The following is a 17,839-nucleotide window of genomic DNA, read 5'->3' as shown; positions in this document are numbered from 1 at the left end:
GTTTTGCGGTTGGCGGCCTTGACGCCGTTTTTGGGGGCAGCGTAGGCGCTTGGGTCGTAGCGAACCAGATCTACCCAGGGCAGGTCGCGCAGGAGTTTTTCCACCTTGACCCAACTGCGAGGACGGTGATGGCTGCTATCGCTGCGCAATTGGATGACCTGGGAGCGATCCCGGCCGGAATCCGGCAAGCTCGCCCGCGGGATCCGCGGCTGAACTTGCGGCTGCAAGTAAGGCAAATACACCAGAGATTTGTATTGCTCGTGGATGTAGCAAACCGGGATCCCCAATTGGCTGCCCACCACGGCCATGACCATGGCCTGGGCTTTAAACCCCCCGGTGGCGGCAAAGGTGACGATCCCCTTGGCGCTCTGGGCCAACTGTTGCAACAGCTTGGCCATCCGCTCCAGCGAGGATCCCTCTAGCTCGTAGTTGATGCCGGGGAGGGGCAGCAGGGAAACCTGTTGCTGGCCCAGCGCTTTTTCAAAAAAGAGCTGCAAAATCTGGGCACACTCCAGTCCTTCAGGGGTTTCGGAGTACAGCAAAATCAAGGCATCCTGCGGAGTGGGATCCAGCCGGTAGTAGGTGTTGGTTTCGGCGCTGATCAGTTCCAAGTCTGTTTTTTTCATCCAGGCCAAGGCCCGTTCTGGATCGCCGATGGTTTTTTGGCCGACCCAAGGGCGCTGCGGCTGCAGGTCTTTGTCCAGGTTGGTAAGCAGAGAGGTGCCCACCGTCATGATGATGGTCTGCATGAGTTCCCCACCAACTTTTGAAGCAATAGACTATTAGGCTAGCCAAGCCCAGAAGCTCGGCCCATCTGCCCTTGCCAGTTCCTAGGAGGGTGGCGTTAGTGGACAGAAAAAGCCGTAGCCCTCAGCGCCGGCGGGAGTAGGGCCGAGGATAGGGCTGGCGCATCTGCCGAGCCAAGTACACCTGAAAGGTTTGGGCCACTGCCCCCGCCCGCCGCAGGGGAATCTCTGCCACTGGCTCAATTTGTTCAAAGTAGGTGCCGTAGGCGGCCGGGATCCCTGCTCTTGGCTGAAACAGCTTGGAGGTAATCAGCAGGCCATCCTGCCCTAGCCAATCTTCAGGTTGCGACCAAAAGGCAAAGCCCCGCAGATCCTCATCCAGGCAGGTGAGGGGTTTCTCCGTCAGCGGCGCCAAGGCCATGCCAATCTGGCCGCCCAAAAAGTAAGCGTTCGTGAAAATGAAATCCGCCTCCGCCAGAGCCTGGGCCAAGCGGGGATCCGCCTGAAATGGCCGCCGCAACTGTTCGATGTCAATCAACTGAGTCGAGGGATCCCGTTCCACCGGCCACAGGCCCAGACCGCCAGGCGCTTGCAGCAGCCCGTAGCGCACATGGGCCAGCCCCACCCCCACCAACAGGCTCACCGCCACCGCCGTTCCTGCCAAGAGCCGCCTTGCCTCCGGCCACCTTTCCCAGCGGGATCCCAAAAGCAAGCTCAGCACCCAGAACCCCGGCATCGGCCAGGTGGGCAAAATGGGCCGATAGCCCCCCATCAAGGTAAAAGCCAGCACCAGCGGCAACCCACAGGCCAAGATCAAAAGATGCTTCAGCTCTCGATCCGTGAGGCGTCTTCCCTGAAAAAGCGCCAACCCCACCCGCCCACCCTCGGCCAAGCTCAGCCCCAGCAAAGGGATCCCCAAGGTTGGGAAAAGATAAAAAATTTCCGCCAGCACCGTCAGAAGCAGCTCTTGCAGTTGGTACCCTGCCTCCGGCACCGCTCGCCCCCCTTGGAAGTGAAAGGAGACCCAATCCTGCTGGGCATTCCAGATCAGCACCGGGCTGAAGGCCGCCAAAAACCCCAGCACTGCCACGAGTGCCCACCCCGACCTGAGGGCACAGCGGTGGGCTGGGCTGAGCAGACAAAAGAGCACCAGGCCAAACCCCAACGCCAGGCCGTGGTATTTGCCTAGGCAGGCCAGCCCCACCAATAGCCCCATCAGGGCTAGCCTGGGCCCCGGTCGGTAGCGAGCTGCCCCATAGGCCCCCAATTTCCCCTCCGCCAAGGGAGCTGGAAAAAACTCCTGGGCAGCCACCCACAGGGTTGCCGCCGTAAAAAACATCAGCGGGCTATCCGGCAGGGTCAGCACCCCAAACCCAATCCAGAAAATGGGCGCGATGCTGATGGTTGCTAGAGCAATCAGCCCCGCCTGCAGCGAAAAGAGCCGCGCCGCCGTGAGGTAAAGCAACAGGGAAGAGCCACTGTAAACCAGCAGGGATCCCAATCGAATTGAAAAAGCCGACACCTGCCCCGTCAGAAGAGGCCCCAGGCCTGTGGTCCAGGCCACCAGCGGTGGATGGTCAAAATAGCTCCAGTCCAGATGGCGAGTGTAGAGGTAGTAGTAGGCTTCGTCAAAGCCCGGCGGCAACAGAGCCGCTACCCAGCAGCGCAGAAGCAGGCCCAACCCCAAAATCCACAGAGCAGCCCGCGGCAGCACAGGGGATCCCTTTGAGCGCGTGGACAGGTGTTATTGTCTCAGCTTTGGCCAACCTTGCCTCCCCTTGTTGGCTGGAAGGAGCTATCAGGATAGGTTGAGCCTAAGGCGTTGCCTCCGGCAGCTTGACCGGACACCCCAAAAGCTGGCCCCATTGCTCCGCTTCCGCCCTTGCCTTGCTATCATCAGAACCAAAACCCAGGTAGAATGAAGGCTTTCCCGATCGCAAGTGCACCTCTACATAAGCATTGCCAGCATCGCCACTGGAACCTCTTGACCTTGCAGACACAGAGGGATAGCTTGGCAGCCCCGTACTTTAGTGCAGAGCAGAAAAGCCCGTAAGCAACTTTAGTTGCCCATCAATGGTATAGCTGTTACTCGAAGTACCACTGAACCTTTTTGGAAGTAGGTTGGCGACAGCTTTTTACTCCCCTTCTGGGGAAGTATGCCCTCGCCTCCCACCTTTTCTCCCCAAGGAAAAGGGAGATTTGATGAGCGGGGACTTGAGACAATCCCAAGCTAAAAAATCCGGCGACCGAAACAGAGACCAAGGGAGGAACTCTATTGCGGCATTGGCCGGGATGCCTCGCCTGGGAAGGGATCCGCCGGAACCCTATTTGCCTCGCTGCAGAGGGGCTCGAGGCTGGCTCCCCAAGCTGCGCCCAAGAGCAAGGTTATCAACAGGTGAATGCGGCCATCCAAGATCACCACATCCAAAAGCCCCGCAGCAAAAAACGCCGTCAAGGCCAGTAAAACTCCCAAGAGGATCCCGTCTTGGGAGCAGCGCCAGGCTCCCCAGCTCCGCACCAAGATCCAGCCCCACAAGGCCAAATAGCCCAGCAGCAGAGGGATCCCGCCTTCTGCCGCTAGGTGCAAGTACAAGTTGTGGCAGTGGCCCAGCAGCTCCGGCGGATCCTGGGCGTTGTAGAGGGCAGGGAAGCTCTGCCAGCCCCAGCCCGTTAGGGGACGCTCCCGCACCATCTGCAGGGCAAAGCGCCAGGCATCCAGGCGGTTGGCCGTAGAGCTAAAGTAGGGGGCCTGGGGGTCAAAGGTGTCTGCCAACCGGCTCCAGATCAAGGAGGGCACAACCGCCCGCCAGCCGGGCCAATCCAAAGCCGCCGCCAAGCCGGCCAACCCCAAACTGGACAGGAGCAGGAGCCCCCACCAGCAGCGCCGCAGCGCCAGCCCAATGAGCAAAGCCAATCCCCCTGCCCCCCAGCCGTTGCGGGAGGCCGTCAGCAGCAACAGCAGGGATCCCAGCCCCAGCATTGCCGCCAGCCCTGCTCTGGTAAGGGGGGATGAGGCTACCCCCCACAGCCCCGCCGCCAAGCACAGGTGGATCACTAGGTAAATGGCCAGAATATTGGGGGAGGTGAAGGCCGCCGCCGGCCGCTCCCCGCCAGCCACTCCCGTAATCCAGAGCGGCCCCAAGAAGAGATGCCCCCGCCACCCCCACAGAACCTCTCCCCAGCCCAACAGCAGCATCAGTCCACTGCCTAGCACCAACACCTGCGCCAGGCGCCGGCGGCTGAGGGGATCCCTCAGTGCCCCAGCCAAGGCCGGCAGCATCAGCAGAAAAGGCCAGTAGTTAAACATCCCCAGCAAGCTCAGCCGCCAGTCTTCTGCCAGCAGCGCCGTTGTCACCGCAACCAGGCTCAGCAGGCCTGCCAAGCCCAACAGGGGATCCCGTCGGATCTGCTGCCAGGAGCGGCCATAGCTCTGCACCGTTCCCACCACCGCCAGCAGCAGACTGGGGGCCAGGTTTAGCGGGATCAGCGCTGCCGCTCCCAACAGCCAGCCCTGGGGCTGCGAAGGCCAGGGATGCGGCGGCAGGCCTTTAGAGGCAACTGAGGGAGAAAAATTACTCATCGTCGATGGGGATCCCCGGTCGTACCCGCCCCTGACCGAAGTAGCGGCCAAACTGCAGCTCGTACACCTCATCTTCATCCTGGGTTTCCACCCACAGCTCCGAGCGGGCATAGCCCACGCACAGCAGCCCGTAGCCCTGCTCCTTCAGCTCCCGGGAGATCCCCATCGCCTCCGGCTGGTAGAGGGATCCCTGCCGGATCCGCACCGCACAGGTGGTGCAGGCGCCGTTGCGACAGGCAAAGGGCAGTTGGATCCCTTGGGCTTCGGCAGCCTCCAGGATGTATTGGTCGGCAGGTACCTGGATGAGATAGTGGGTGTCTTTCTGGCGGTCGTGGATGTGAACCGGGTAGGAATGCATGGAGGAGAAGGGCCTTTGCCAAGATCAGGAGACTTCTCCATGATCCCATAGGATTTCAATGGAGTTAGGCTACTCCCCAGCTCGGTAGGATAAGCTGAAGGCAGGGCCCCAAGGAGAGCAGCCTATGCTAGAAACCCACAATTCCCCCCTACCCTCAGTGGAAAAACTGCCGGCCACCTTCTCAGCCGAAGTTTTCAACAAGCTCATGGAGAGCAATACCGAAACTCGCCCCTGGGGCAGCTTTACAGTGCTAGATGAGGGCCCTGGCTACAAGATCAAGCGGATTGTGGTGCTGCCCAAGCATCGCCTTAGCCTGCAGATGCACTACCACCGCAGCGAACACTGGATCGTTGTTGCTGGCACCGCCAAAGTTACCTGCGGCGATGAAGAGCGGCTGATCACCACCAACCAGTCCACCTACGTGCCCCCCTGCACCAAGCACCGCCTGGAAAACCCTGGCGTCATCCCCTTGGTGATCATCGAGGTGCAAAACGGCCAGTACCTGGGCGAAGACGACATCGTCCGCTTCAGCGACGACTACGCCCGCGCCAACGGTGGGCAACCGGCAAAAGCCTGAGCTTGGCATCCTTGGCCAGATAGCCTAGAACGGGAAAAAGATCATCAGCAGCAAGGCAGCAATCAAGCCCAGCGCCACCTGAACTGCCTGCCCAAAAGGAGGATGGCTGGTCACCACTTCGCCATAGCGGCTCTGGAAGCGGGACAGATCTAGGTAGGGAACTACCCCCCGCCGGAACCATCCCACCACCGCTCCTTCTTGGCCGATCAGCCTGCCTGCCCGGCTCTCCCCAAACAGGAAGTTGCCCAGCGGCCCAAACCGAGAAACATAGCGCAAGAAAATCATCCCCGTCTCATCCTGGAACTTGAGATCGGCGCCAAAGCGATAGCCTGGATCCCCTCGCCCAATCACCCGCCCCTGCAACTGCACCGGCAAGCCGCGCAAGGGGCTGGCATAGGGGTTGCTCATCGCCTTCAACACCGTCAACGCCGGCGGGTTTTCCAAGCTGGGGTACATCACCGTCATCTTCAGCAGTAGGCCCAAGCTGGCTCCCGCCACGGCCAGGCCGGCAAACATGCCGTAAGACCCTGCCTGCAGAGCGGGGATCCCGAGCACCATCCCCAAGATCGCCCCCAGCCACTCGGCGTTTAACAAAACCACGTCCAGAAGAAAATTGCCGTAGAGCTGCTGGCGGTTGAGCTGCTTGCCCTGGGCCACCACGCTGGCCATGTCGAACTCCACCGGCAGATCCAGTTGTTCGGCATAGGTGCCCAGCGCCCGCACCCGCTTGCCAGTGAGGGGATGGGTGGAGTTCAGCTCCATCCACCAGGCCCAAGGGTTAAACAGATCCCACAAAAACACCCTGCCCACCTGGCTGGGATCCGCAGCCATCCGGTAAGCTGTTCCCACCATCACCGCCGCCTTGGCATCGTAGATCCCCAAGGCCCGCGTCCCTTCCAGCAGGCGAGCACTGCGCTGTCGGGCTTCCTCATCCTGTTCCCGCTCCCCTTCTTGCACAATGCCAAAGGCTATTTTCACCAGAGCCCGCGAGAGGGCGTTGGGGTTGCCGGTGGTTTCGGCGGCAAAGTGATCGGCAAAGTACTCCCGCACCCGCGACAGATACAGCACCAAGTAGGAGCCAGCCACGTAGAAAAAGTAGGCGACCAGCGCCAAGGAACCTATGTTTTTGCCCCCTCTGCGATCCCGGCGCGTGTCGCGCAGGTAGACGTAGAGGAGGTAGAGGATCTGCACCAATGTGGAAGCCAGAGTCATGACCGCGAAATCCCAGTGGATCACATGCCCCAGCTCGTGGGCATAAACTGTAGCCACCTCCTCATCTTCCAAGTAGGTGAACAGGCCCTCGCTGACGACGATGCGGGCCGTATCCGGCAGGCTGCCATAGGTAAAGGCAGTGGGGTTTTGGTCGCGGATCAGACCCAGCTTCGGCTGCTTCAGCTTGTACTGGCGGCAGACCCGTTCGATCACCTCCGCGCTTTCGGGGCTGCGACGCCCGATTTCTGCCAGGCTCACCCACTGGGTGCCGTAGAGGCTGTGCTGGATCCAGTCCATCAGCCAGGGGGACAAAAAGAAAATCAGGGCGTTGAAGGCCAGGGTGAGCAAAACAGCAAAAAGGAGAGAGCCAAAAGAGAACCCCTCTTCCAAGGTGCCGAAAACGGCCAGGGCCAGCACAAACACCATGCCGAACAACAGGCTCAGGGTCACGCCGGCGGCCAGAGTGAGGTTGCCGGCAAAGCTGGCCAAAACCAGCGAGACCCCTGTCTGAGGAGCGCGATACCGGCGGTGGGTCTGACCGGTTTTGAGATTGGAGGTGGCGGGATCCAACTCTGCTAAGGTGCGGCTGGGGTTGAAGCAATAGCGGCTCAGCCAAACGCTCAACAGGCGCAGCTCATGGGGATTGAGGCTTTTCAGAGGTTCCAGCCACAGGGATGCTTCCACCGACAACGTCACCGTCGAGACGGCGCCGGGGTTGCGGAACAAGGTGGGCAGTAGGGGCAAAACCTCCTCTTTTTGCCCAGCGGTGAGGCTATGAAAACCCAAGACCGCCTGGCGCACCACGCTCGAAGGTTGAGGCAGGTCGGCAGTGAGCAACTGGCGGTCTTGGACAAAGCAGTAGCGGCTGAGATCTGGACTGTCGGCGGGATCCCTCCTGCCCGTCGCCACTTCCGGAGCCAGCCTCACCTGGGCCTTCCAGTCGGCCTGCTGCTGGCCGATGGGGCGGCTGTAGAGAGCCAAGCGCCTAACTTGGGGGTAGCGTTTGGCCATGACCTTCTGGAACCAGGCTGTCAGATGCTCATAGTTGAGGACAACATTGGCGGGCCGATTGAGCATGACCACCAAGGCGTAGTCCTCGGCATTGTCCTGGAGGGGCTGGACCTTCACCTGGATCCTCAGACGCAGGTTTGCCAAAGCTTGCTCTAGCCACTGCGCCACTTCCTGCTCGTTCATAGCCATCTCCCGAATTGGGTGGGATAAGCTCAGTTATTGCCTCAACTGCCAATGGCTTTCGACTTTACAGCGGCTATTCTGGCACTTTCCCTGCCAAGGGGATCCCCATCTTCCCACAAACCCAGTACAGCTCCGCTGCTGGGAGAACGCCCCGGGCAAGTATCTGTCCAGGAGCTGAGCTTCAGAAATTGTTTGGCTACAAGATCGAGCGCTGTCCCTCCGGGCTGATGCCGATGATGGTGAGCTGGCAATCCAGCACCTTAAAGCCGTACTTTTCAGCCACCTTCTGGCTGATATTCAGGATGGCGTTGTTTTTGAACTCGATGACTTTGTTGGTTTTAATGCAAACCAAATGGTGGTGGTGGTGGGGGGCAGGCTGGTTGATCTCATAATGTTTGTGGCCTTCGGTCAGTTCCAGCTCGCGCAAAATGCCCATGCGTGCCATCAGCTTGACAGTGCGATAGATGGTGGAAAGGCTGATGTTGTGGCCTTCTTCCCGCAACTTTTTGTGCAGCTCCTCAGCGCTTAGGTGAGTGCCCTCGGGTAGGTTCTGAAAGGTTTGCAAGATAATCTCCCGCTGCCGGGTGGCTCGCCAGCCTCTGGCGTTCAGCTCTGCTTTGAAAGCTTCTTCTGTGTAGACCATAATGCCGCCTCTCCACTTTTGGGAAACATCGCCGCAACAGTCAATAAGTTCTGCAATTGATAATAGCTTCATCCAAGATAGTGCCACCGACTTTCGGCTGCCAAAGGAATCCTGCCCGCCCTCTAGAGAGGCAACCCGGGCGTCCGGACTGCCAGAGGGTGCGGGAAACCGGATCCCGCCTCTATTGGAAATGAGCTAGCCTACAGGGTATGCCCAGGTGGTTCTATAGTTCGAGTGAGTCTGGGCTAACATACTCGGGAGAAGGCCCGCGGCATCCCGGCGGCGTTGGTCAGCGTGGTCAATACGGGAAGGGAAAACAAAGATGCGGTTTGAGCAGCCCAAAACCTATTCCATCTCTCTAGGTGGCTGGGGCTTCTGGCTGGGATCCCTGGCCTTGGCAGCTTTGCTGACCCGTGTCGGGCTGGGTTGGCTGGTTGCTGGGTTGGTGGCTCTGTTGCTGTTCTTGCTCTCTCTGCCGGTACTGGTGCTGCTGGCCTTTCGTTGGTGGGCACGCCGCTGGATTGCCACGGATCGCTGCCCGGTCTGTGGGTCGGAATCGCAGGCCATCGAGGGCAGCCGCTTCTTCTGCCCCAGTTGTGGCGAGCCCCTGTTTGTTGCCGATGGACATTTTTACCGGCAAACGCCCCCCGGCACCATCGACGTGGAACCTGTGGAAGAGAGCAGCTGGGAGCTGCCGAGCTGAGGGATCCGCTCCTGCGGTGGGTCGGCGTTTTTAGAGGGCCTTTTGGGTGAAAAGTGCTCTGCAATACTATTGCGAACGACAGCGGCGGGTCTGGCCGGGCTGGCGGTTGGTTGCGATCGGGGTGGGGATGCTCTCGGCGGCGCTCCTGCTGCTGAGCTCAGCTCATTTTTCCCAGGCGACGGCGCAGGGATCCCTGCAGCCCCAGGTGGAGGCGTACCTAGCCCGGTTGAGCGGTCGTGGCTTTGCTTCCGCGGCCCAGGGGGTTTGGCTGCAGATGGGTGACCAAGTTTTGGGGCAACACCAGGGATCCAAGGCTCTGCCGGCAGCCTCTCTGACCAAGGTGGCCACTACCCTGGCTGCTCTGCAGCAGTTTGGATGGCAACACCGCTTCGTCACCACCTACTTGACAGCAGGTTCGCTGGGAACGGACGGAGTTTTGCAGGGCGATCTCTGGGTGCTGGGAGGGGAGGATCCCTTCTTTGTTTGGGAGGAAGCCTTCGCGGTGGGGAATGCCCTCAACGCCCAGGGGATCCGCCAGGTGCGCGGGGATCTGGTGGTGGCGGGCCGCTTTTACATGAACTTTTCCCAGGATGTGGCCCGCTCGGGAGCGCTGCTGCGGCAGGGGATGGATGCTCGCCTCTGGCCCTCGGAAGCCCAGGCGCAATTTCAAACTCTGCCCCCCGGCACGCCCAGGCCGCAGGTGGAGATTTTGGGGTCGGTGCGAGTTGCCCAGCAGATCCCCTCGGAGGCCCAGGTCTTCCTCAGACATGAATCGCCTCCTCTCCTTCATCTACTCAAGCTGATGAACCTCTACAGCAACAATGCCATGGCCGAGATGCTGGCGGAGGCGGTGGGGGGAGCGGCCCAGGTAGCCCAAAGGGCTCGGGCTGCAGCAGGGATCGCGGCAGAAGAGCTGCACCTGATCAACGGCTCAGGGTTGGGGGTGGAAAACCGCATCTCCCCGCGGGCCAATGTAGCTATGTTGCGGGCCATTCAATCGCTGCTGGAAGAGCACGGCTTGTCGCTAGCAGATGCCTTTGCCGTCGTCGGCCAGGATGTGGGGGTGTTGGAGCGGCGGCTGCTGCCGGGAGTGATGATCGCCAAGTCCGGCACCCTACCCAGCGTCAGCACCTTGGCGGGCGTGTTGCCAACTGAGCGGGGGGATATCTGGTTTGCTGTGATGAACAGCGGGGCCAACTTGGCCGACTTGCGCACCTCGCAGGGAGAATTCCTCAGCCAGCTCCAGTCCCAGTGGGGATCCCCCACCGCCTTGCCCGAGCGCTGGCTGCCTCGCTCCGTAGATACGGGATCCCGCACGGAGTCTAGCCCCCGCCTTTGATACGTCTCCTTTTGCCGTCCTGGGATAGGGGCTGGAAGGGGTTGCCTCAGCAGCAAAGTGCCTGGGGATGGGAAACCATCTCCAGCCGGTTTCAATCTAGCACTCTTCTGCGGAGAGCGTTTTGGCGATGGGGCGTACAGGAATCGAACCTGTGTAAGGCAAATTATGAGTTTGCTGCCTAAACCGCTCGGCCAACGCCCCTTCTTTCTCTACTTTAGCGCCCCTGTCTTTTCCAGAACCGGTGAAAAAAGCCCTGCTACAGGATAAGCTGCATGTCGGTGGTTAGCGGACAGCGGAGACCATGGCATCAGGGCGTTCTTGGCAGGGGCAACTGGCTTTAGGCTTGGGGCTGACAGCCCTATCCTTGGCTCTCTATTGGAGCTTTTTGGCCGTTGGTCAGCACTATCTCCACTGGAACGAAGCCACCGCTGTTGACTGGCAACCCACCAGTGAGAACCTGGCCCCGTCTCCTGCCCTGGAAGCGCAAACGGTGCCGTCCCTCTCTGAAGCCTCTTCTGCCGTCAACAACCTGCCAGAGGAATCCCCACTGCGGCTCTGGCTTGTTACCTTTATAACCGTGTTTGTGGCGGAGATGGGCGATAAGACTCAATTGGCCACCTTGCTCATGAGCGCCCAATCCAAGTCTCCCTGGGCAATTTTTTTCGGCTCTGCCAGCGCTCTGGTGACCGCCAGTTTGCTCAGCGTAGCCTTGGGGGGAGGACTGGGACAGGTGATCCCGGCAGACTGGCTACAATGGTTAGCGGGCAGCGGCTTCCTGGCAATCGGGAGCTATGTCCTCTGGCGGGAATGGCAAGGGAAGAGTGAGCCCTCTGAGGGAAGCGAGGGTGGCCTGCCAGGGAAAAGTTGAGAGCAACTTGGCTAGAGAGGCGTGTTGAGCCAGTACAGCAGTCAGATTTTCTCTTTCTTGAGACAGACCGCGGCGCGAGCTGCTCTGGTCAGCTTCGGCTCAATTTTGCTGGCCGAAATGGGCGATAAAACCCAGCTGGCCACCCTGCTCCTCAGCGCCCACTCGCAAAATCTTGGGGTGATCTTCTGCGGGGCTGCTGCTGCCCTGATCAGCACCAGCTTCATCGGGGTGTGGGCGGGAGCCTGGGTAGCGCGGGTCATCCCTCCCCGCTGGATCAAAACCTCGGCAGGCGTAGGGTTCCTCCTAATCGGCCTCTCCCTACTCTGGGGATCCCTGCCCATAGCCGGCTGAGCAAAGGCCTTCAGGATGGCTTCGGCAAAGCATGTTACGATTAAGGACACCTCGCACTCTACCGGAGTGCTTTACTTGATGCCGGACAACCGGTCAGGAAGACCAGCATGGCCAAAAAACGCAACCTGAAGCGGGAAAAAGCCGAGCGCAACCGCGAGTATGCCAAGCAGTTTCAGAAAAGTCGTGCTCGCAATAGCCGCCGCTTCCGTTCTGTCCCTCGTGATCAGGAGGCCAGCGCTGGCGAAGAACAGCAGCCGTGATGGCGAGTTTATCGAGAGGCTCTGTTGGCCAACACCCTAACCGGATCTAGCCCAGCAAAGCTGCTATTGTAGGCAGGGGTGGGCTGGAGCGGACAACCATGAAGTACCGACGTATTCTGCTGAAGCTGAGCGGTGAAGCCCTCATGGGGGAACGTCCCTACGGGATTGACACCGAGGTCTTGCAGTCCATTGCCGGCGAAGTGGCCTCGGTGGTGCGGGCGGGCGTGCAGGTGGCGATCGTGGTGGGAGGGGGCAACATCTGGCGCGGGCGCAAGGAAGCGGCTGCCCAGGGGATGGATCAAGCTTCTGCTGACTACGTGGGGATGTTGGCCACCGTCATCAATGCCCTAACCCTGCAGGATGCCATCGAGCGAGCCGGGATCCCGACGCGGGTGCAGACGGCCATTGCCATGCAGGAGGTGGCAGAGCCTTACATTCGTCGCCGCGCCATTCGTCACCTGGAAAAAGGGCGGGTGGTGATCTTTGGGGCAGGATCCGGAAATCCCTTCTTTACCACCGACACGACTGCGGCCTTGCGGGCGGCGGAGATCGATGCCGAGGTGATTTTCAAGGCCACCAAGGTGGACGGAGTTTACGACGCGGATCCCAAGACCCATCCTCAGGCCCGCCGCTACGATGTTCTCAGCTACCAGGATGTGCTTACCCGCGATCTGCGGGTGATGGACACCACCGCCATCGCCCTCTGCAAAGAAAATCAACTACCCATCGTGGTTTTCGACCTAACCACCCCCGGCAACATCTACCGGGTGGTGCAGGGTGAGCCCATCGGCACTTGGATTGGACAAACAACTCCCAAGAGCAATGGGATCCCTGCCCGCTTGGCCCAGGAGAGTGGATCCTAAGTGGAATAGGTCGAGGCTACACTGGGGGTGGCCTTGAGTGGCCGGTGACGGCCTGAGGATCTCTTCTGGCCACGCCAACCTGGCCAGAGGATGTGCTGACGCGATGTGGAGGGGAAGGCGATGACAGATCACCGCGATCCCGCCTCGCCCGAAGGCCTGATCGCCCAGAGTGCTCCGCCCTGCTGCCGCCAACGCTGGGGTCGCCGTCTGGTGCAAGGCTTAGCTTTCCTGGTGGCTTTGGCCGTCGGCTTTGGCTACTGGCGCTGGCAGACCTGGCTTCAGCCGGTGGGTGGCCCAGAGCCAATCCAGGTGGTGATCCAGCCGGGCAGCAGCAGCCGTTTAATCGGAAAACAACTGCACCAAGCGGGGGTGATCCGCTCTGCTTTGGCCTGGGAGCTGTGGAGCCGCACCTTTGGCCGCGACTGGCTGTTTCAGGCAGGTACCTACGCTTTGGATCCCAACCAAGACATGCTATCTGTAGCTCGACAACTGCGGCAGGGCCGGATTCTGCAGCGGCGGCTGACCATCCCAGAGGGCTGGCGGATCGAGCAGATGGCGGCGGCCTTAGCGGAGCGCAAGTGGATGCCAGCCGATGTTTTCATTGCCACAGCCCGTGTGATCCCACCCCTTGAGTGGCTGCCCCCCAGCTTGAACTCCCTGGAAGGCTACCTCTTCCCCGATACCTATCTTTTTCCTGTCGAACAGGTGGAGGGATCCCTGCCAGATCAGCAAAAAGCCGAGATTGTAATCAACGCTATGCTGCAGCGGTTTGCCGCTGTGGCCCTACCCCTGTTTCGCCAGCACACCACTTCCCTCTCCTTGCATGAGTGGGTTACCCTGGCCAGCATTGTGGAGCGGGAGGCCGCTGTGCCGGAGGAGCGCGCCTTAATCGCGGGTGTCTTCTTGAACCGGCTCAAGCAGGGAATGCCCCTGGGAGCCGATCCGACGGTGGAATATGCCTTGAATATCCGGCAAACTCCGGATCGCCGCCTCACCCTTGCCGAGGTGCGTACTCCCTCTCCCTACAACACCTACCTCAACCCCGGATTGCCCCCTGGCCCCATCGCCAGTCCGGGCTTGGCCAGCCTCAAAGCCGTTTTGGAGCCTGAGGAGACCGACTACCTCTACTTTGTGGCCCGCTACGACGGCACCCATGTTTTCAGCAAGACTCTAGCCGAGCACGAGGCAGCTCAACGGCAAATCCTCCGCGAGCGGCAGGGATCCCCGCCCGGTCTTCAACCTAGTCTTTGATGAGGAGGTCAGGAGAATTGGCGCTTGGTGGTTGAAAAGCTTCCAAATGGTACACAAACCTTGGTTCAAGCTCCTGCAACCGGATGTGGTGGTGGCCGGCACTGTCTTGCGGCTGCGGGCAGAAGATCTGTTGGCCTGGCAGGTGAGGGGTGTCATCTTCGACGTGGACGACACGCTGGTGCCGATCCGCCAGGCGGAGGTGGATCCGGCTGTGGCCGCCTGGCTGGAGCAATTGCGCCCCCACTTTCAGATTTGGCTGGTGAGCAACAACCTCAACCGCAGCCGCATTCGCCAAATTGGTGAGAGCTTAAACCTGCCTTACATTCACGGCGCTGGCAAACCCTCGCGGCGCGCTCTGCGGCGGGCTGTGGCGCAAATGAACTTGCCGGTGGAGGCGGTAGCCATCGTGGGCGATCGCCTGTGGACAGATATCCTGGCGGGCAATCGGCTGGGCTTGGTTACCGTACTGGTCAACTCCCTCCTGCCCAAGACTCCGGAGAAGAGCCCTGCGGCCATTCTGGATCCCCGCTTTTGAGAGAGAGCCATGGCTACCTTGCAAGACGGGAAGGCTCGCGTTGTACCTGCCCCGCGTATGCGGGGGGAGTCGGAGGGAGGTCAGGGCCAATGGCAACGAGACTCTATTTGTATCCCCAGCTCCCCCCTTCCAGAGAGAGAAGAGTTGGGGCGAGAGCGCGAGGCATCGGAGAACCGTTGGGAAACTGTCTACTTAGGCTGCCGATCCGGTGGCGCTTCCGAAAGGAGGAGTCGCGGGAAATCTCGCCAAGTTGACCCATCTGCCACAGTTTTTTGTAGAGTGACGGCAGTGAGCCGGATCCGGCATTAGGCCCGCCGGGTGGCGGTGTAAGGGCAGCGTCAAATCCAAAGGTTAAGCATGCAAACCATCCCTATCGTCAAGTCCGCCATGCAACGGGTGAAGTCCATGATGCAAAAATCGCTGCGGTCTGTTTCCATCTCTCACCGTCCCAAGTCTCTGTTGATATCCCAGGGACGGAGTTTCATTAAGCTGAGCAGCCTGCTGGCCTTACCCTTGCTGGTCTCGGCATGGCCCGCTTGGGCCTTGACCTTAGTGGCCCGTCCGGATCTGCGCAGCCTCAAGCGGGCACAAGTCATTCGGGTGGTCGATTACAACACCCTGGTTGTCCAGCTCGAAGGGGACTTGAATTTGCGCCTGGTGCAACTGATCGGGATTGATCCTCTGCCGGCAGAGGTCAATCCTACGTGGACGGAGCTGCGCAGGCAAACCCCTCTGCCTATCTACAATGCCGGTCAATACCTGCAGACGGCTTTGCTGGGGCGCGAGGTGTTCTTGGAGTTGGATCCCGCTCTGGCGCCCACCCCCACCCTGCCTGCCTACGTTTGGCGGGCCAATACCCTCATCAACCAGGAGATGCTGTTTTTGGGGCATGGCCTACTGTCGCCGCAAACCAATGGCCTCAAGTACGGCGCTATTCTCAAAGAGGCAGCCAATGCGGCAAGGCAGCAGGGGCGCGGCTATTGGACGCCCTATGGCCCTCGCTAGAGAGAAGCCAAAGATGAGTCCAGAGCCGCCTAGCCCTTGGGGATGGCTCTCGACTTCATCAAACAGTTTCGCTGCCATTTGGTAAGGGCTTGGGATCCGCGGTATGGGAAACGGCTCTTCGGGAGAGGCGCTCCGCCCCAGATTCCGTCTAAAAGGCGGGAGCGAGCCGTTCTCTCGAGATTGCTCACCTTTTGTATTTCCTTAGTATTTAGCCTGCTTATATATGATGATCTCAGGCGGGCTTTCGATCCTGGGCTGCCGAGTTCCCTAGGTTGGAAGGGATCCCGCTGGGTGATTTGGAGTTCCCTATGGCGGATGAACTGCCGTTTACCCTGGATCAGCTCCTCATCGTTCAGGCAATTGCGCAGCAGGGGAGTTTTCGGCGGGCTGCTGAGAGCCTGTTTGTCTCCCAGCCGGCGGTCAGCTTGCAGGTGCAGAACCTGGAGCGACAGTTGGGAGTGGTGTTGTTTGACCGTGGCGGGCGCAAGGTGGAACTGACCGATGCGGGGCAGGTGTTGCTGCACTACAGCGAGCGCATCCTCAAACTCTGCCGGGAAACGGTCCAAGCTCTGGCCAATTTGCAAGAGATGGGAGGGGGGCACTTGGTTTTGGGGGCCAGCCAAACGGTGGGCACCTACGTCATGCCCTCTTTGATCGCGCAGTATCACCGCAGCTATCCCCAGATTTCGGTGCAGCTCTTGGTGCAATCCACGCGGCGAATTGCCCAGAAGCTGGTGGAAGGTCGGCTGGATCTGGCCATTGTCGGCGGGGAGATCCCCTTTGACTTACAGCGGCATTTGAAGGTGATGGCTCTGGCGGAAGACGAATACGTGTTGGTCGGCGCCCCCGGCTTTGCCCTCGATGCTCCCGCCCTTGTGGATCTGTTGACTTTGCCCTTCATTACCCTGGATCCCCAGTCTTCCACGCGGCAGACCATCGACCGGGTGTTGAATCGCCACGGCATCAACCCGGGCCAGCTAAACGTACGGCTGGAACTCAGCTCGATTGAGGCGATCAAGAATGCCGTCCAGGCTGGCTTGGGGGTGGCTTTTTTGTCGATGGTGGCAGTGGGCTCCGACTTGGAGCAAGGGCGGCTGAAAAAACTGGCGGTGGAAGGGCTGCAGATACGGCGCACCCTTTGGCTGGCGTTTAACCCGGAGCGCTACCAATCGCAGGCGGCCACCCGCTTTCGCCAGGGGCTGCTGAGCTGCCAAGACTGGCTGAAAACTCCCCCTCCCCACTTACAGTTGATCGCTTGAATGGCAGCTTTTTCCGACCAGATCGGAGAGAGCGGAGGGGATCCCTTGGGAGTGGAAAAAGCTGTGTTCATCGACTAGGGAGCTGATGAGGGAGCAAGAACTGTTGGAACGACTGCCTTTGGCGCAGCGTCTGGCGGAGTTGAGGGCCCGCATTCAAGAGATCCCGCTGCAGAGGGTGCAGTTGGAGGGATTAACTCTGGCGGGAGCAGAGTCCTGCTGGGCCGCCTATCGGGAGCTGGGGCAAGGCGAGATGCCGCTGCTGTTTTTGCACGGCTTCATGGCCACTCACGCCAATTGGTGGCCGCTGATGCAAGGGTTGGGCGACCGATACCGCTGCATCGCCCTAGATTTGCTGGGGTTTGGTCAGTCCAGCCAACCGGCTCTGCGCTATGACATCGCCGTGGAAGTAGAGTTTGTGCGCAGGTTTGTCGAGGCGCTGCGCCTGTCTGAGCCGGTGTTGGTGGGCCACTCTTTTGGCGGCTGGGTGGCGGCAGCCTACGCCATTCGTTACCCCCTGCGGGGGTTGGTCTTACTGGCGCCTGCCGGGATCCGCGACGACAGCTTTGTCAAACGCTACCGGCACATGCGGCTTTTGCTCCGGGAAGGCGCGTGGGTTGATAGGCTGCTGCGAGCCGCCATCCCCCTGGCCCGCTGGGGACGTTGGGAGGAGCGACTGGCTTGGCTCCTGTGGCTGCGGGGATCCCTGCGCCAGCAGCCGGTGGCCCGACAATTTCTCCGCCAGCGCCTGCGCCCCCAAGATGCCGTTGATACCGTTGAGCGTGACTTACACTCCATTCAGGCCCCCACCCTGGTGATCGCTGCCGAGCAGGACGACACTATCCCCCTCTGGCATTGCCAGACCTATGCAGCAGGGATCCCTGGAGCACAGCTCAAGATCTTGCCAGGAGCTGGACACGCTATCCCTGCCCTGCATGCAGAGCAAGTGCTGCCCCTGATACGGGAGTTTCTGGAGAGCTTGCGCCCAAAGCCGGACTAAGGGATCCCGACCTCTCCTTAGTTCTAAGCAAGCACCCACCCCGGTGAAAGACCCGGACAGTGCTGTCAGTCAACAAGTAAGCGGAACCTTGAGACTGG

Annotated in this window: 18 protein-coding genes and 1 tRNA gene; 12 read left to right on the top strand and 7 right to left on the bottom strand. The window is 60.3% G+C overall.

What is annotated here, in order from left to right; all coding sequences use genetic code 11:
- From NW863_RS07150 to NW863_RS07135, 4 genes are all read right to left on the bottom strand, one after another.
- A partial coding sequence (locus NW863_RS07150) for a putative CRISPR-associated protein (RefSeq protein WP_414365545.1) occupies positions 1 to 749 on the bottom strand: 749 nt, incomplete at its 3' end.
- 121 nt (positions 750 to 870) lie between these two features.
- Positions 871 to 2,460: an ArnT family glycosyltransferase gene (locus NW863_RS07145; protein WP_414365544.1), complete on the bottom strand. Its 1,590-nt coding sequence runs from the start codon at positions 2,458 to 2,460 to the stop codon at positions 871 to 873.
- Positions 2,461 to 3,018: 558 nt separating this feature from the next.
- Positions 3,019 to 4,326: an O-antigen ligase family protein gene (locus tag NW863_RS07140; protein WP_414365543.1), complete on the bottom strand. Its 1,308-nt coding sequence runs from the start codon at positions 4,324 to 4,326 to the stop codon at positions 3,019 to 3,021.
- On the bottom strand, positions 4,319 to 4,684 hold the full coding sequence (locus tag NW863_RS07135) for a 2Fe-2S iron-sulfur cluster-binding protein (RefSeq protein WP_414365542.1): 366 nt from the start codon (positions 4,682 to 4,684) through the stop codon (positions 4,319 to 4,321). Before NW863_RS07135 ends, NW863_RS07140 begins: the two co-directional genes overlap by 8 nt.
- 205 nt (positions 4,685 to 4,889) lie before the next feature.
- Between NW863_RS07135 and NW863_RS07130 the strand changes: the two genes are divergently transcribed.
- Positions 4,890 to 5,261: a phosphomannose isomerase type II C-terminal cupin domain gene (locus tag NW863_RS07130; RefSeq protein ID WP_414365547.1), complete on the top strand. Its 372-nt coding sequence runs from the start codon at positions 4,890 to 4,892 to the stop codon at positions 5,259 to 5,261.
- 24 nt (positions 5,262 to 5,285) lie between these two features.
- Here NW863_RS07130 and NW863_RS07125 read toward each other — a convergent pair whose 3' ends face one another.
- Both NW863_RS07125 and NW863_RS07120 read right to left on the bottom strand, forming a co-directional pair.
- Positions 5,286 to 7,667: a M48 family metalloprotease gene (locus tag NW863_RS07125; RefSeq protein ID WP_414365541.1), complete on the bottom strand. Its 2,382-nt coding sequence runs from the start codon at positions 7,665 to 7,667 to the stop codon at positions 5,286 to 5,288.
- A 196-nt stretch (positions 7,668 to 7,863) separates the two neighbouring features.
- Positions 7,864 to 8,310, bottom strand: coding sequence for a Fur family transcriptional regulator (locus NW863_RS07120; protein ID WP_414365540.1), 447 nt, complete (start codon positions 8,308 to 8,310; stop codon positions 7,864 to 7,866).
- 322 nt (positions 8,311 to 8,632) lie between these two features.
- Here NW863_RS07120 and NW863_RS07115 point away from each other — a divergent pair, with 322 nt between their 5' ends.
- Positions 8,633 to 9,013, top strand: a complete 381-nt coding sequence (locus tag NW863_RS07115) for a hypothetical protein (protein WP_414365539.1) — start codon at positions 8,633 to 8,635, stop codon at positions 9,011 to 9,013.
- Between the two features lie 46 nt (positions 9,014 to 9,059).
- On the top strand, positions 9,060 to 10,352 hold the full coding sequence (locus NW863_RS07110) for a D-alanyl-D-alanine carboxypeptidase (RefSeq protein WP_414365538.1): 1,293 nt from the start codon (positions 9,060 to 9,062) through the stop codon (positions 10,350 to 10,352).
- A gap of 128 nt (positions 10,353 to 10,480) precedes the next feature.
- Here the strand turns inward: NW863_RS07110 and NW863_RS07105 are convergent.
- Positions 10,481 to 10,553, bottom strand: a tRNA-Ile gene (locus tag NW863_RS07105).
- 100 nt (positions 10,554 to 10,653) lie between these two features.
- Between NW863_RS07105 and NW863_RS07100 the strand changes: the two genes are divergently transcribed.
- The 9 genes from NW863_RS07100 to NW863_RS07060 all read left to right on the top strand — a co-directional run bounded on the left by NW863_RS07100 (position 10,654) and on the right by NW863_RS07060 (position 17,741).
- Positions 10,654 to 11,220 carry a TMEM165/GDT1 family protein gene (locus NW863_RS07100; protein WP_414365537.1) on the top strand — a complete coding sequence of 189 codons (567 nt, stop codon included), beginning with the start codon at positions 10,654 to 10,656 and terminating at the stop codon, positions 11,218 to 11,220.
- A 21-nt stretch (positions 11,221 to 11,241) separates the two neighbouring features.
- Complete coding sequence (locus NW863_RS07095) at positions 11,242 to 11,571, top strand: TMEM165/GDT1 family protein (protein WP_414365536.1); 330 nt, start codon at positions 11,242 to 11,244, stop codon at positions 11,569 to 11,571.
- A 107-nt stretch (positions 11,572 to 11,678) separates the two neighbouring features.
- Complete coding sequence (locus NW863_RS07090) at positions 11,679 to 11,831, top strand: hypothetical protein (RefSeq protein WP_011431218.1); 153 nt, start codon at positions 11,679 to 11,681, stop codon at positions 11,829 to 11,831.
- 98 nt (positions 11,832 to 11,929) lie between these two features.
- Positions 11,930 to 12,694 (top strand): UMP kinase, encoded by a 765-nt coding sequence (pyrH, locus tag NW863_RS07085; RefSeq protein ID WP_414365535.1) that lies wholly within the window; start codon positions 11,930 to 11,932, stop codon positions 12,692 to 12,694.
- 120 nt (positions 12,695 to 12,814) lie between these two features.
- Positions 12,815 to 13,945: an endolytic transglycosylase MltG gene (mltG, locus tag NW863_RS07080; protein ID WP_414365533.1), complete on the top strand. Its 1,131-nt coding sequence runs from the start codon at positions 12,815 to 12,817 to the stop codon at positions 13,943 to 13,945.
- Positions 13,946 to 13,991: 46 nt separating this feature from the next.
- On the top strand, positions 13,992 to 14,480 hold the full coding sequence (locus NW863_RS07075) for a YqeG family HAD IIIA-type phosphatase (RefSeq protein ID WP_414365531.1): 489 nt from the start codon (positions 13,992 to 13,994) through the stop codon (positions 14,478 to 14,480).
- A 357-nt stretch (positions 14,481 to 14,837) separates the two neighbouring features.
- Complete coding sequence (locus NW863_RS07070; protein WP_414365530.1) at positions 14,838 to 15,485, top strand: thermonuclease family protein; 648 nt, start codon at positions 14,838 to 14,840, stop codon at positions 15,483 to 15,485.
- A 308-nt stretch (positions 15,486 to 15,793) separates the two neighbouring features.
- Positions 15,794 to 16,744: a LysR substrate-binding domain-containing protein gene (locus NW863_RS07065; RefSeq protein WP_414365528.1), complete on the top strand. Its 951-nt coding sequence runs from the start codon at positions 15,794 to 15,796 to the stop codon at positions 16,742 to 16,744.
- Between the two features lie 85 nt (positions 16,745 to 16,829).
- A complete protein-coding gene (locus NW863_RS07060; RefSeq protein WP_414365526.1) occupies positions 16,830 to 17,741 on the top strand; it encodes an alpha/beta fold hydrolase in 912 nt (303 codons plus the stop codon).
- Positions 17,742 to 17,839 lie beyond the last annotated feature (98 nt).

Source organism: Synechococcus sp. B60.1 (genome assembly GCF_047462555.1).
Taxonomy (GTDB): domain Bacteria; phylum Cyanobacteriota; class Cyanobacteriia; order Thermostichales; family Thermostichaceae; genus Thermostichus.
This window is presented reverse-complemented; position numbering and strand designations above follow the sequence as displayed.